12 protein-coding genes are annotated in these 13177 nt (G+C 67.2%); 8 read left to right on the top strand and 4 right to left on the bottom strand.

Annotation, left to right across the window (positions count from 1 at the left end; genetic code table 11):
• The first annotated feature begins 88 nt into the window (after window positions 1–88).
• Entirely contained in the window at window positions 89–979 is an 891-nt protein-coding gene (locus S58_RS15920; protein ID WP_015666367.1) for a LysR family transcriptional regulator, read from the top strand.
• 231 nt (window positions 980–1210) lie between these two features.
• A complete protein-coding gene (locus tag S58_RS15915; RefSeq protein WP_015666366.1) occupies window positions 1211–2146 on the top strand; it encodes a cyclase family protein in 936 nt (311 codons plus the stop codon).
• Window positions 2147–2182: 36 nt separating this feature from the next.
• On the opposite strand, the gene S58_RS15910 is transcribed toward S58_RS15915, so the two are convergent.
• Window positions 2183–3760: an ATP-binding cassette domain-containing protein gene (locus S58_RS15910; protein WP_015666365.1), complete on the bottom strand. Its 1578-nt coding sequence runs from the start codon at window positions 3758–3760 to the stop codon at window positions 2183–2185.
• Window positions 3761–3930: 170 nt separating this feature from the next.
• Here S58_RS15910 and ruvX point away from each other — a divergent pair, with 170 nt between their 5' ends.
• Together ruvX and S58_RS15900 are read left to right on the top strand one after the other, a co-directional pair.
• Window positions 3931–4416, top strand: a complete 486-nt coding sequence (gene ruvX / locus S58_RS15905) for a Holliday junction resolvase RuvX (RefSeq protein WP_015666364.1) — start codon at window positions 3931–3933, stop codon at window positions 4414–4416.
• A gap of 4 nt (window positions 4417–4420) precedes the next feature.
• Entirely contained in the window at window positions 4421–5344 is a 924-nt protein-coding gene (locus tag S58_RS15900) for an AEC family transporter (protein ID WP_015666363.1), read from the top strand.
• Window positions 5345–5352: 8 nt separating this feature from the next.
• Here the strand turns inward: S58_RS15900 and S58_RS15895 are convergent, their stop codons facing one another.
• The 3 genes from S58_RS15895 to S58_RS15885 are packed head-to-tail and all read right to left on the bottom strand — an operon-like array spanning window position 5353 to window position 8784.
• A complete protein-coding gene (locus tag S58_RS15895) occupies window positions 5353–6177 on the bottom strand; it encodes a CPBP family intramembrane glutamic endopeptidase (protein WP_015666362.1) in 825 nt (274 codons plus the stop codon).
• Window positions 6174–7817 (bottom strand): acyl-CoA dehydrogenase family protein, encoded by a 1644-nt coding sequence (locus tag S58_RS15890; protein WP_015666361.1) that lies wholly within the window; start codon window positions 7815–7817, stop codon window positions 6174–6176. Before S58_RS15890 ends, S58_RS15895 begins: the two co-directional genes overlap by 4 nt.
• Before the next feature lie 22 nt (window positions 7818–7839).
• Entirely contained in the window at window positions 7840–8784 is a 945-nt protein-coding gene (locus tag S58_RS15885) for a M15 family metallopeptidase (RefSeq protein WP_015666360.1), read from the bottom strand.
• Between S58_RS15885 and S58_RS15880 the strand changes: the two genes are divergently transcribed.
• The 4 genes from S58_RS15880 (at window position 8705) to S58_RS15865 (ending at window position 13166) form a co-directional block, all read left to right on the top strand.
• Entirely contained in the window at window positions 8705–9658 is a 954-nt protein-coding gene (locus S58_RS15880; protein WP_042339600.1) for an aspartate carbamoyltransferase catalytic subunit, read from the top strand. The two genes, S58_RS15885 and S58_RS15880, sit on opposite strands and share 80 nt — an antisense overlap.
• A gap of 22 nt (window positions 9659–9680) precedes the next feature.
• Entirely contained in the window at window positions 9681–10982 is a 1302-nt protein-coding gene (locus S58_RS15875; RefSeq protein WP_015666358.1) for a dihydroorotase, read from the top strand.
• A 30-nt stretch (window positions 10983–11012) separates the two neighbouring features.
• Window positions 11013–11609: a glycerol-3-phosphate 1-O-acyltransferase PlsY gene (gene plsY, locus S58_RS15870; protein WP_042340771.1), complete on the top strand. Its 597-nt coding sequence runs from the start codon at window positions 11013–11015 to the stop codon at window positions 11607–11609.
• A 225-nt stretch (window positions 11610–11834) separates the two neighbouring features.
• Window positions 11835–13166, top strand: coding sequence for a patatin-like phospholipase family protein (locus S58_RS15865; RefSeq protein ID WP_015666356.1), 1332 nt, complete (start codon window positions 11835–11837; stop codon window positions 13164–13166).
• Window positions 13167–13177 lie beyond the last annotated feature (11 nt).

Here is a 13177-nt window from a genome sequence, read left to right as displayed (position 1 = left end):
CTGGACCCCGACTCTAGGTGCCGCTAGCATTCTCTCAAAATGAATACTTGAGAACCCTGCATTCGTAGATTCGAAACGGAGAGCAGCCGTGGAACTGAGCGACCTTCAGACTTTCGCGGTGGTGGCGCGCACCGGCGGCATCACGCGTGCCGCCGAAGCCCTCAACACGGTGCAGTCCAACGTGACCCAACGGATCAAGGCGCTGGAAGCCGAGATCGGCACCATGCTGTTCGAACGGCACAGCCGCGGCATGACCCTGACCGGCGCCGGGCTCCGCCTGTTGCCCTACGCTGACCGCATGGCCGCGCTGTCGCGCGAGGCGCTGCTCGCCGCGCGCGACGACGGCGAGCCCAAGGGGCCCTTGATGATCGGCTCGATGGAGACTACCGCCGCGGTGCGCCTGCCGACGCTGCTCGCCCACTTTCACCAGCGTTTTCCGGCTGTCGCATTGAGCCTGCGCACGGCGCCGACCGCTGATCTCGTGGCCGGCGTGCTCGATGGCACGCTCGACGGCGCCTTCGTCGCCGGCCCGATCGATCATCCCGAGCTTGCCGGCGTCACCGCCTTCGAAGAGGAGCTGGTGCTGGTGACGGCACGGCGCTTCGAGAGCCTGGCTGCATTGCGCGCGGCCACCGCCGGCTCCGGTCCGACCGCCCTGGTGTTCAGGGCCGGCTGCACCTACCGGCAGCGGCTGGAGCAGATCATCAACGATTTCGGCTGGCCCGCCGCGTCCCGCATCGAGCTCGGTACGCTCGACGGCATGATCGGCTGCGTCGCTGCCGGCATGGGCGTCGCGCTGCTGCCGCGCGCGGTGGTGACGCGGCACGAGATGATCGGCAGCGTCGGCCTGCACACGCTCGAGCCCTCCTATGCGCGGGTCGAGACGCTCTTCATCCATCGCCGCGCGGCGCATCGCACCAGCGCACTTTCGGCCTTCATGGACGGACTTGCCGGCCGGGATCGCGACATCGCGGCTTGAGTGGATTCACCCAGGGATTGTGAACGAACCGAGCTGGCTGACTGCAAATTCCATGGTGCGAAATGACCTTTATCTGCCGTAAACTACGGCCATTTTTGCCGATGCGACTTTCGGGCGCGGTGCGACGCACGCATCCGAAAAAGATTTTGTCCGGTGATCGGATACTACGTTAGGATGCAGCGCTGGCCAGCGCGAAAACCCAACAAGCGTCAACATGTCGGAGGAAATGCAATGCGCAACGCGTTCGTGTTGTGCTGTTCGATCGCCTTTGCGGGCGCAATCGGAACGGCGAATGCTCAGGACTGGACCAAGTCGAAATGGGGGCCGGCAGACGAGATCGGCGCCGCCAACTACATGACACCGGAGCTCGTGGTCAAAGCCGCCTCGCTGGTGAAGACCGGCAAGACCTACCCGCTCGGCATGATCGTCGACTCCAAGACGCCGGCCTACCCGCCGCGCTCGTTCAAGATCACGGTGGTGCAGCCGGGACAGGCTGGCATCCCCGGCCTCGGGCCCAACAAGGCCACCTACAATGACGACATCATCGACAGCTGGGTCGGCATCGGCAGCCAGATCGACGGCCTCGGCCATCTCGGGATCGAGCACGTCTACTACAACGGCAACAAGCTGCTCGACTTCGCCGACCCGACCGGCTTGAAGAAGCTCGGCATCGAGAAGGTGCCGCCGCTGGTGGCGCGCGGCGTGCTGCTCGACATGGCCGCCTATTACAACACCGACGTGGTCAAGGAAGGCACCGCCTTCAACGTCAAGGAGATCGAGGAGGCCGCCAAGAAGCAGAACGTCGAGATCCGACAGGGCGACATCGTGATCTTCCACACCGGCTGGCTCGGCCTGGTCGGCAAGGACGACAAACGCTACAGCGCCGGCGAGCCCGGTCTCGGCGTCGAAGGCGCCAGATATCTGACGTCGAAGGGCGTGGTCGCGATCGGCGCCGACAACTGGGCCGTCGAGGCGATCCCGTTCGAGTCGCCGAACCTGTTCGAGGTGCATCAGATCCTGCTCGCCATGAACGGCACCTACATCCTGGAGAACATGGACACCGCAGCGCTCGCCGCCGACAAGGGCTACGAGTTCCTGTTCGTGCTCGGCCAGCCACGCTGGCGCGGCGGTGTGCAAGGGATGATCAACCCGATCGCGATCCGCTGAGCTTCGAGCCTTGCTGAGCGGGCATGGCATGCCCGCTCAGCCCTCCACGACGAACTCCTGCGCTACTCCGATCGCTGCGAGGAATGACGGATCATGACTGACGACGAGCAGCGCGCCGTCGAAATCGCGCAGCGCCTGCTCCAGGATCTCGATGGCGGAGATGTCGAGATGATTGGTCGGCTCGTCGAGCAGCAAAAGCCATGGCGGCTGCTCGCCGCCGAACGTACAGGCGAGCCCCGCGCGCAGCCGCTCGCCGCCGGAGAGCGTGTCCACCGTCTGCTCCGCGTCGCGATTGCGGAATGCGAACCGCGCACAGGCCGCACGCGCCGCCTCCGTGCCGAGCGCCGGATTGAGGCGACGGAAATTGCCGATGATGCTGTCGCTGCGATCCAGCAGCGCGACGTGCTGATCCAACAGCGCGATCCGTCCCTCGGCGCGCCGGACCGTTCCGCCGGCCAGCGGAAGCGCGCCGATCGCAGCCTTGAGCAATGTCGTTTTGCCGGCGCCGTTGCGCCCGGCGATCGCGATCCGCTGCCGGCCCCGCACATGAAGCGTCCATGGTCCGAAGCTCCGCTCGCCTGCGGTGACGACCGCATCCTCCATGGCGAGCAACTCCGTACCGGCGCCCAGCCCCGTCGACGGCAAGACCATCGACAAGGGCGTGAGCACCTCCACGTTCTGCCGAGCCTCTTCAGCCTCCGCGGTGGCCTCGGCCATCATCCGCTGGGCCGTTCGCTGCGAGCGTCCGCCGGTGTTCTCGGCCCGTTCGGCGCGCGCACCAAGCAGAAGCTTCGGCGCCGAGCCGCGCGCGGCCAAGGCGCGGCCGGCCTTGTCCTTGCGCGCCTTGGCTTCGCGCTGGCGCTGCACGTCGCGGCCGACCTCGCGCAAGCGCGCATCGGCGCGGTCCAGCGCAGCGGCTGCGCGCGCCAACTCGGCATCGCGCGCCTGCGCGAACATCGACCAGCCGCCGCCGATGATGTGCACCCCGACCGGGGTCAGCTCGACGATCCGGTCCATCATCTCCAGCAGCGCGCGGTCGTGACTGGCGACCAGCATGCCGCCGCGCCAGCGCTGCATCAGCCGGCCGATCGCGGCGCGGCCCTCGGCATCGAGATTGTTGGTGGGCTCGTCGAGCAGCAGCAGATCCGGCGCCTCGATCAGCAGCCGCGCGACGCCGATCCGCGTCCGCTCGCCGCCGCTGAAGGAATCCATCGCGCGATCGAGCGCGATGCAGCCCATCCCCGCCTCTATCAGCGCGTCATCGATCCGGCCCGGCAGGCTCCAATCCGCGCGCGCGAGATCGTCGTCCGAGCCTTTTCCGGCGACGATCCGGTCGATGATCGCGAGGGCGCCGGCGACGCCGAGCGCCTCGCCGACACGCAGCCCGGGATCCCAGTGCTGCGCCAGCAGGCCAAACGTCCCGCTTCGCGTCACCGTCCCCGAGGCAGGCTGCGACGAGCCGTCCGCGATCCGCAGCAAGGTCGACTTGCCGGACCCGTTGCGGCCGACCACGCCGACGCGCTCGGCGCCGATAGAGAGCGAGAGATTGTCGAAGAGACGATGACCGTCAGGCGTCGCTGCGGCGACCGCGTCGAGCGTCAGAAAGGAGGGCATGAGCAACCGTGATGGCAGGGGACACAAAGCGGCGGGCAATGTTGGTCCTGCGATCCACGGCACCACTCCTCTTCACGGTACGAACGACGATATAGGACGGTCGCAGCGCCGCGGCAACCATGCGCTACGCTGGCTGGCCGCGCGGATGCGCCCATGCTAAGCGGCTGGCCATGCCCGCTCCCATCCTTCCTCTCATCGAGGCCGCAGGCCGCTGGCCCGAGCGCGGCGCGCTCGTCGGCCTCGACCTCGGCACCAAGACGATCGGCGTCGCCGTGTCGGATCCCGACCGCCGGCTCGCCACCGGCGTCGAGACGATCCAGCGCAAGGCCTTCAAGGCCGATGCGGCGCGACTGCTGGCGATCTCGGCCGAGCGCAACGTGGTCGGCTTCGTGCTCGGCCTGCCCATCAACATGGACGGCAGCGAGGGACCGCGGGCGCAGTCGACACGGGCTTTCGCGCGCAATCTCGCGAACCTGACGACGCTGCCGATCGGGCTGTGGGACGAGCGGCTGTCGACGGCGGCGGTCGAGCGCGAGCTGATCGGCCTGGATGTCAGCCGGGCCAGGCGCGCCGAGGTGATCGACACCCATGCGGCGATCTTCATCCTGCAGGGCGCGCTCGACCGGCTGACGACGCTGCGCCGGTCCGGCCAGTAGTCCCATGACCCCGGTCATCGCAGCGCTCGCACCGGTGTTCCTGCTGATCGTGATCGGCTTCGGTCTCCGGCGCAGCCTCATCAGGCTCGATGCACAATGGCACGGGCTGGAGCGGCTCACTTACTATGTGCTGTTTCCGGCGCTGCTGGTGCAGAGTCTGGTCAAGGCGGACCTCGGCAAGGTGCCGGTCGCAGGTGTCGGTGGCGCCCTGTTCCTTGCGGCGCTCGCAATGTCCCTGCTCTGTCTCGCCCTGCGGCCGCTGCTTTCGCGCTCCGGCGTCGATGGCCCCGCCTTCACCTCGGTCTTCCAGGGCGCCACGCGCTGGCAGACCTATGTCGCGCTCAGCGTGGCAGGCAGCCTGTTTGGCCCCAGCGGCCTCGCGGCCGCCTCGGTTGGAATGATCGCGATCATCCCGATGGTCAACGTATTCAGCGTTGCTGTTCTTGCCCACTACGCCTCTCCGAACCGCCGGTCGATGCGCGAGATCGTCGCCACGATCATCCGCAATCCCCTGATCTGGGCCTGCGTCGTCGGGCTCGCGCTCAACGTGGCGCATGTGCCGCTGCCAAAGCTCTGGCACGATGCCGCCGACGCGCTCGGACAGGCCTCGCTGCCGATCGGCCTGTTGGTGACCGGCGCGGGTCTGCATTTCGAAGGCCTGCGGCGCGCGGGGCCGGCGGCCGCGCTCGGCGTGGCGCTCAAGCTGGTGCTGATGCCGATCCTCGCGATCGGGCTCGCGGGTTGGTTCGGCGTCAGCGGCCCGAGCCTCGTGGTGGTCGCGATCTGCGCCGCCGTTCCGACCTCGCCCAGCGCCTATGTGCTGGCCAAGCAGATGGGCGGCGATGCGCCGCTGCTCGCGCAGATCATCTCGCTGCAGACGGTGCTCGCCGCGCTGACCATGCCGCTCGCGATTGCCTGGGCGAGCTGACGATCCGGTCAGGAATGGCCGCTGGCGAGCCACATCGTCTGCACCGTGGCGGCGAGGTTGTTGAGGCCGTGCAGCACCATGGTCAGATAGGTGGAGTGGGTGCGATAGCGCAGATAGCCGAACCACACGCCGAGCGAAAACACGTTCAGCAGGGCGAACCAGTCGTACTGCAGATGCAGCACGGTCCAGACCAGTGACGACAGCACGATGGCTCCGGGCACCCGCAGGAAGGAGTCCGACCAGCCGCGATAGAGAAAGCCGCGCGCCATCAGCTCTTCCGAAACCGGCGCCGCCACGCAGAAGGCGATGACCATCAGCCAGACCACGCCGTCGCCTCTGGCGGTCTTCAGGATATCCACCATGAAGCTCGACGACGTGTCTCCGCGTCCGGTCAGCTGCGCAGCCAGCTCCCAGCATCCGAGAATCACGACCATCCCGACCACGCCGAAAGCAAAATTCTTCCAGGTGGTCCAACGCAGGCCCAGATAGTCGGCGAAGGACATGCGGGTGTGGCGGACGGCGAAGTAGATCGGTAGCAGGATCGCCGGCACGCCCATGATCGCCGACAGCGAGACCGTGAGCGACCGGCTCGCGACCTGGACCATGGCCGTTTGAAATTCAACCGCGCCATTGAACGAGCCGTCATGACGCACCAGGAAATAGACGATCGGCGTCAGTTGACCGACGAAGAAGAGGACGATGACGAGGAGACCCCATAACGTCGTCCGCCAGAAGCCGAGCGTGCGCGGCTGATGCTGCGCCCGAGCGACCTGCTGCGGCGGCTGGAGCGGATCGAGGGAATCCATGACGGCGGCGTCGGGAGTGTCGGTCAAGGCAGGGTACGCTCCAGCAAGGCACGAATTGCAGTGGGATCGAGATCGATAGCGCCATACATGCTCTGATGAACAGCGGCGAGACGGGTGGCGGCGAAGAGTTCGGCCTGATCGGGCGCGACCGCGTTGAGCGCGGCCGCCGCCGCGAGCAGCGCCAGCTTCTCGACTGCGAGGCGCGCGATGCGCTCGCTGTCGCCGCCGCGAAACGCTTGGCTGATGGCGGCGCCGGATTCTGCCGCGCCGGGCAAACCGCGCGTTTCATCCGCCAGGGTCTTCAGGACCGCCGTGGCCGCGTCCGCCTCGCGCGACAGCGCGCGCAGCACGTCGAGGCACATCACATTGCCCGAGCCCTCCCAGATCGCGTTGACCGGCGACTCCCGGAAGTGGCGCGCGAGAATGCCGTCCTCGACATAGCCGTTACCGCCGAGGCACTCCATCGCCTCGTAGAGGAACGGCGGCGCGCTCTTGCACACCCAGTATTTGATCGCCGGAGTCAGCAGCCGCATGTAGGCGGCTTCCATCGGATCCTCATGTATGCGGTCGAACGCGCGGCACAGCCGCATCACCAGCGCCACCGTCGCTTCGACATGGAGGGCCATGTCGGCGAGCACGGCCTGCATCAAGGGCTGGTCGGCCAGATGCTTCTGAAACACGCTGCGATGGCGCGAATGATGGAGCGCATGCGCCAGCCCCGAGCGCATCAGGCCGGCTGAGGAGATCGCGCAATCCTGCCGCGTCAGCTGCACCATCTGGATGATGGTGCTGATGCCCCTGCCCGCCTCGCCGACCCGCTCGGCATAGGCGCCGACGAACTCCACTTCAGAGGACGCGTTGGAGCGGTTGCCGAGCTTGTCCTTCAAACGTTGAAATTGGATCGCGTTGACCGAGCCGTCGGGCGCAAAGCGCGGCATGAAGAAGCAGGTCAGGCCTTCGTCAGCCTGCGCCAGCACCAGGAAGGCGTCGCACATCGGCGCCGACATGAACCATTTGTGCCCGGTGATGCGATAGCCGTCGGACGTGCGCTCGGCTGTTGTCATATTGGCGCGCACATCGGTGCCACCCTGCTTCTCGGTCATGCCCATGCCGAGCGTCATGCCGCGCTTGCCCCACCACGGCGCGAACGCTGGGTCGTAGGCATCAGTCGCAATGACCGGCATCGCTTTCGTCAGCAGGTCAGGCTGCAGGGCCAGTGCCGCAACCGACGCCCGCGTCATCGTGATCGGACACAGATGACCGCTCTCGACCTGCGAGGCCATGTAAAATTTTGCGGCGCGGACCACCTCGGAGCTACCGCCGGCGGGCCTGCCCTGCGGCGTCCAGGTCGAATTGTGCAGCCCCGCCTCGACCGAGCGCGCCATCATCTGATGATAGGCCGGATGAAACTCGACGACGTCGCGGCGAAAACCCTTGGCGTCAAAGCTGCGCAGCTTCGGCGTATTCTCGTTGGCGAGCCGGCCCTGCTCCGCCATGGCGGCCGAGCCCCACAGCGCTCCGAACGCCGCCAGCTCCTGCTCGGCACCGGCTGCACCATTCGCCTTGACGGCCTCGATCAGCGGCCGGTCGGCCGTGAACAGGTTCACGTCCTCGAACGGCGGCGACTGGTTGAAGACCTCGTGGGTCGCAAAAGAAGATGGGGTCATGGCCGTGCCCTGGTGAGATCGATCATCGGCGCGGCCGAATGCGAAAGACATAAGTGGTCTCGCCAGCGCCCGGCAGCGAAAAGTGCCACCACTCCCTGGCATAGTTCACAAAACCTTGCGCCGCCATCACGGCCACCAGTTCGCTCCGCCAACGGCGCTGCTCGGGCCTCAGGTCCTGCGCGGAGGTATGAGCCTTCGGGTCGGAACAATCATAGCCGGTTCCCATATCGACGCTGCCCTCCGGTGCGCGCAGCGCCGCCGGCGCCGTGCAGTCCGCGTAGTCCTTTGCCGGATCGAAGTCAGCGGAATTGTCGGCCGCGAGCTCGACCAGCGTCAGATCGACGGCCGCGCCGGTCGAATGGCCGGAACGCACGGCGATATAGCCGAGACGAAATAGGTCGCGCTTCGCAACTCCAGGCGTGTAGCGACGGCCGGCGGCGGTTTCGACCCCGTCCTCCGACCATGCCAGCATCTCCGCGACGGCGCGCACCGGCCGATAGCAGTCCAGCATCTTCAAGGACAGGCCGCGCGGCCGCAGCTGGGCCTGAGCAGCCTTCAGCCGCAGCGCGATGCCACGCGTCACGATACACTCGGCCGCCTCGTAGCCCGGCAGGGGCCGCCCGACGAAATTGTTGCTGCCGGCATAGCGGATGTCCTGTTGGATCGTCGCATCGATGTCGCGGAGGTAGACAAAATCGGCAGGCAGGGGAGCCGCCGAGGCCGGAACGATGCCTACCAGCAGGATGGCCCATCGAAGCAGGCTTCCAGCCGCGGTCGACCGCCACCGTGCAGGTCTCCGGCAGCCCCGGGACGGAACGGGGGATAACTCGGAACCCGGGCTTTCGGCCTTGCCCCTCGGGGAAACCGCCCCTATAGCTCTGGCTTTAATGGCAACCTCTCCGAAATCGACGTTCGTCCTCGGGCACCGGCATTTGCTGGGAATCGAGGGCCTTTCCGCCCACGACATCACCGGCCTCCTCGACCTGTCCGAGGAGTATGTCGAGCTGAATCGTCAGGTCGACAAGAAGCGCACGGTGCTGCGCGGCCGCACCCAGGTCAACCTGTTCTTCGAGGCCTCGACGCGGACCCAGTCCTCGTTCGAGCTTGCCGGCAAGCGGCTCGGCGCCGACGTCATGAACATGTCGGTGTCGTCCTCGTCCATCAAGAAGGGCGAGACCCTGATCGACACGGCGGTCACGCTCAACGCGATGCATCCGGACATCCTGGTCGTCCGTCACCACGCCTCCGGCGCGGTCGAGCTGCTGGCCCGCAAGGTCGACGGCTCGGTGATCAATGCGGGCGACGGCGCGCATGAGCATCCGACCCAGGCGCTGCTGGATGCGCTGACGATCCGCCGCAACAAGGGCCGCATCGAGGGGCTGGTGATCGCGATCTGCGGCGACGTGCTGCATTCGCGCGTGGCGCGCTCCAACATTCTCTTGCTGAATACGATGGGCGCCCGCGTCCGCGTCGTCGCGCCCTCCACCTTGCTGCCGCCGGGCATCGAGCGCATGGGCGTCGAGGTCGCGCGCGACATGCGCGAAGGGTTGAACGGCGCCGACATCGTGATGATGCTGCGGCTGCAGCGCGAGCGCATGAACGGCTCGTTCGTGCCGTCCTCGTCGGAATACTTCCAGTATTTCGGGCTCGACCAGAAGAAGCTCGCTTATGCCAAGCCCGACGCGCTGGTCATGCATCCCGGCCCGATGAACCGCGGCGTCGAGATCGAGTCCATCGTGGCCGATGGCGCACAATCGCTGATCCGGGAACAGGTCGAAATGGGCGTTGCCGTGCGCATGGCCGTGCTCGAAGCACTGGCCCGCAACCTGCCCAACGCTTGATACAGAAGTCGGGACGAAACACATGCTGACCGACCGCCGCCCGATCCTGCTCGCCAATGCGCGCGTCATCGACCCCTCGCGCGACTTCGACGGCCCCGGCGACGTGCTGATCGCCGACGGCGTGATCCGTGACCTCAAGCGCGGCATCGGCGCCGCCGGTGTTCCCGAGGGCACCGATGTCATCAACTGCGCCGGCATGATCGTGGCGCCCGGCCTGGTCGACATATGCGCCTTCGTCGGCGAGCCGGGTCTGGGCCATCGCGAGACCTTTGCCAGCGCCAGCCAGGCCGCCGCCACCGGCGGCATCACCACCATCATCTGCCAGCCCGGCACCGAGCCCGTCATCGACAATTCGGCGACCGTCGACTTCGTGCTGCGCCGCGCCCGCGATACCGCGATCGTCAACATCCAGCCGATGGCGGCGCTGACCAAGGGCCTGCGCGGCGAGGAGATGACCGAGATCGGGCTGCTGCGCGCGGCAGGCGCCGTCGCCTTCTCCAACGGCCACAGCAGCGTGATGAACGCGCAGGTGATGCGCCGCGCGCTGACCTATGCGCGCGATTTCGACGCCCTGATCGTGCATCACACCGAGGACCCGAACCTTGTCGGCGAAGGTGTCATGAACGAGGGCGAGTTCGCCTCGCGGCTCGGCCTGGAGGGCATTCCGCCGGCGGCCGAGGCTGTCGTGCTCGAGCGCGACATGCGTCTCGTCGCACTCAGCAAGGGCCGCTACCACGCGGCGGCGCTGAGTTCGGTCGACTCGCTCGACGTTCTCAAGCGCGCGCGCGACGCGGGCCTGACGGTGAGCGCGTCGGTCTCGATCAACCATGTGACGCTCAATGAGAACGACATCGGCCCTTACCGCACCTTCCTGAAGCTGACGCCGCCGCTGCGCACCGAGGTCGACCGCCGCGCGCTGGTCGAGGCACTCGCCTCCGGCCTGATCGACGTCATCATGTCCGACCACACGCCGCAGGACGTCGAGGTCAAGCGGCTGCCGTTCGCGGAAGCCGCCAGCGGCGCGGTCGGCCTCGAGACCATGCTGCCGGCCGCGCTGCGGCTGGTGCACAATGGCGAGCTGAGCTGGACCACCCTGATCCGCGCCATGTCGACCCGGCCCGCGGAGTTGCTCGGCCTGCCCGGCGGCACCTTGCGCGCCGGCGCGCCGGCGGACATCATCGTGATCGATCCGGACGTGCCCTGGATTCTCGATCCGGCCGACCTCAAATCGCTGTGCAAGAACACGCCGTTCGACGAGGCCCGCTTCACTGGACGCGTGGTCCGCACCATCGTCGGCGGCCGCACCGTGTTCGAACATGTCTGACGCGCGCCAGAGCGCGGAAGGAGTCGCATGATGGGTTCCGAAGCCTTCCTGCCCGTCGCCCTCATCATCGGCTACCTCCTGGGGTCGATCCCGTTCGGGCTGATCCTGACCCGGCTCGCCGGCACGCAGGATCTGCGCAGCATCGGCTCCGGCAACATCGGCGCCACCAATGTACTGCGCACCGGGCGCAAGGGGCTCGCCGCGGCAACCCTTCTCGGCGATGCGCTCAAGGGTACCGCGGCCGTCATCATCGCTGGCACTCTCGGCGGCCCGAATGCCGCGATGGTCGCCGGACTCGGCGCGTTCCTCGGGCATCTGTTCCCAGTGTGGCTGAAATTCCGCGGCGGCAAGGGTGTCGCGGTCTATATCGGTATTCTGATCGGTCTGTTCTGGCCGGGCGCGATCTTCTTCTGCCTGGTCTGGCTCGCAACCGCGTTCGCGCTCCGCTACTCATCAGCCGCGGCACTCGTCGCGAGCGTGCTGACACCGATCGTGCTGTGGGCTTTCGGCCACAGCGCGCTCGCTGCCTTATTTGCTCTGCTCACGCTGTTGCTCATTTACATGCATCGCGAAAACATCAAGCGATTGCAGGCGGGCACCGAGAGCAAAATCGGCGCGAAGAAGTAATTACTCCGGGCAAATACGGAGCAAATACGGACAATGTGAGGTTCGCGCTGTATTCGCAGCGGCAGCGCGGCAACACCGGCGCCTCATCAGCTAATAACTCAACGCCAGACTCTGGCGTGAATCATGATTGCCTGTCATGATTCCGGCTTCTGATTACGCAAGACCAATTCGAGCGGTTCGTCGACCACGCGCGACGATCGCAATGATGAGGAGCCGGCGCAGCAAATGTCCACCCCGGTCCGTTCCAGCGCCAGCGCCCTTCTCTCCGCCGCTCAGATCTGGCTGACGGACAATGTGTTCGGCTCCGGCAGCGAAGCCGCGGCCCCCTCACCGCCCGCTGCGAGCGAGCCCGCAACGAGCGTCAGCGCAGCCACGGTCGAAGATCCGGCTCCCGAGAGCGCAAACGCTGCGCTGGAGCCTTCGGCAAGCGCGCCGCTGGAAAGCACGGTCGCCATCGAACCTCCCATCGCAGTGACCGGGGCGACTGCGGCCGCCGAGCCCAAGCCGGCGGAAGCGCCGGAGCGATCGCTGGCCGAGACGATCGCCAGCGCCACCCTGCCGCCGCCGCCGCGGATGTGGCCGCCGCGCAAGCTGTCGCTGGCGCTGCAGGGCGGCGGGACGTTGTCGGCCTTCACCTGGGGCGTGCTCGATCGCCTGCTGGAGGAGCCTGGTTGCGATTTCGACACCATCAGCGGTGCGAGCGCCGGCGCGGTCAACGCTGCCCTGCTCGCCAGCGGCCTTGCCAGAAGCGGCCGTGAAGAAGCGCGCAACCGGCTCGCGCTGTTCTGGACCCGTCTGACCGAGGACGCTTCGTTCCGCTCACTGATGGTGATTGGAGCCTATTCGCCGGCGAGCAGCGCCGTCTCGTTCGGGTCGGGACTGCGTGGCGGGCGCGCCGACCCGCTCGACCTCGATCCGCTGCGCGACATCCTCGCCGAGACGATCGATTTCGATGCGATGCATAGCGCCGCCGCGCCGCGCCTGCTGATCTCGGCGACCCGCGTCCGCGACGGCCTGCCGCAGATCTTCCGCAACTCCGAGATCACGGCGGACGTCCTGCTCGCCTCGACCTGCCCTGCTCAGCTGCACGCCGCCGTCGACATCGAGGATGAGAGCTATTGGGATGGCGGCCACGTCGCCAACCCGCCGCTGATCCAGATCGCACACGAATCCAGCGCTGCGGACCTGCTGGTGGTCCGGGTCACGCCCGCGCGCGACGGCTACGTCCCCATGTCGTCGGCCGCGATCGATCGCCGGCTCGACCAGATCGCCGGCAATGCCGTCCTCAATGCCGAGCTCGCGGCGCTCGAATGGGCCCGCAGCGACGGGCTGCATCCGCCACGCGTGCATCGGCTCGCGGCCGAAGACGAGATCGAGGCCCTGGCTCAGCGCGACGCGACCGACCTCGGCAGCGGATTCATCGAGCTGCTGTACCAGCGCGGGCGCGACGCTGCCGACCGCTGGCTGCGCGAAGCGCCGGCCGGCACCACGCTCACCGTCCAGGACGAGCAGCCGGCCGTCGCCGCGGAGGATTTGCGCGACGCCGCGCTGACGTAGCGCGCCCTCTT

Origin of the sequence: Bradyrhizobium oligotrophicum S58, from assembly GCF_000344805.1 — a bacterium.
GTDB classification, from domain to species: Bacteria; Pseudomonadota; Alphaproteobacteria; order Rhizobiales; family Xanthobacteraceae; genus Bradyrhizobium; species Bradyrhizobium oligotrophicum.
Note: the sequence above shows the minus strand (reverse complement) of the source record. Positions and strands in the feature narration are given on the sequence as shown.

What these genes read in the sequence shown, in the direction of transcription:
- S58_RS15915 (WP_015666366.1), top strand. Translation starts at nt 1,211, where the DNA reads ATGCGCAACGCGTTCGTGTTGTGCTGTTCGATCGCCTTTGCGGGCGCA.
- S58_RS15910 (WP_015666365.1), bottom strand. Translation starts at nt 3,760, where the DNA reads ATGCCCTCCTTTCTGACGCTCGACGCGGTCGCCGCAGCGACGCCTGAC.
- ruvX (WP_015666364.1), top strand. Translation starts at nt 3,931, where the DNA reads ATGCCCGCTCCCATCCTTCCTCTCATCGAGGCCGCAGGCCGCTGGCCC.
- S58_RS15900 (WP_015666363.1), top strand. Translation starts at nt 4,421, where the DNA reads ATGACCCCGGTCATCGCAGCGCTCGCACCGGTGTTCCTGCTGATCGTG.
- S58_RS15890 (WP_015666361.1), bottom strand. Translation starts at nt 7,817, where the DNA reads ATGACCCCATCTTCTTTTGCGACCCACGAGGTCTTCAACCAGTCGCCG.
- S58_RS15880 (WP_042339600.1), top strand. Translation starts at nt 8,705, where the DNA reads ATGGCAACCTCTCCGAAATCGACGTTCGTCCTCGGGCACCGGCATTTG.
- S58_RS15885 (WP_015666360.1), bottom strand. Translation starts at nt 8,784, where the DNA reads ATGTCGTGGGCGGAAAGGCCCTCGATTCCCAGCAAATGCCGGTGCCCG.
- S58_RS15875 (WP_015666358.1), top strand. Translation starts at nt 9,681, where the DNA reads ATGCTGACCGACCGCCGCCCGATCCTGCTCGCCAATGCGCGCGTCATC.
- plsY (WP_042340771.1), top strand. Translation starts at nt 11,013, where the DNA reads ATGGGTTCCGAAGCCTTCCTGCCCGTCGCCCTCATCATCGGCTACCTC.
- S58_RS15865 (WP_015666356.1), top strand. Translation starts at nt 11,835, where the DNA reads ATGTCCACCCCGGTCCGTTCCAGCGCCAGCGCCCTTCTCTCCGCCGCT.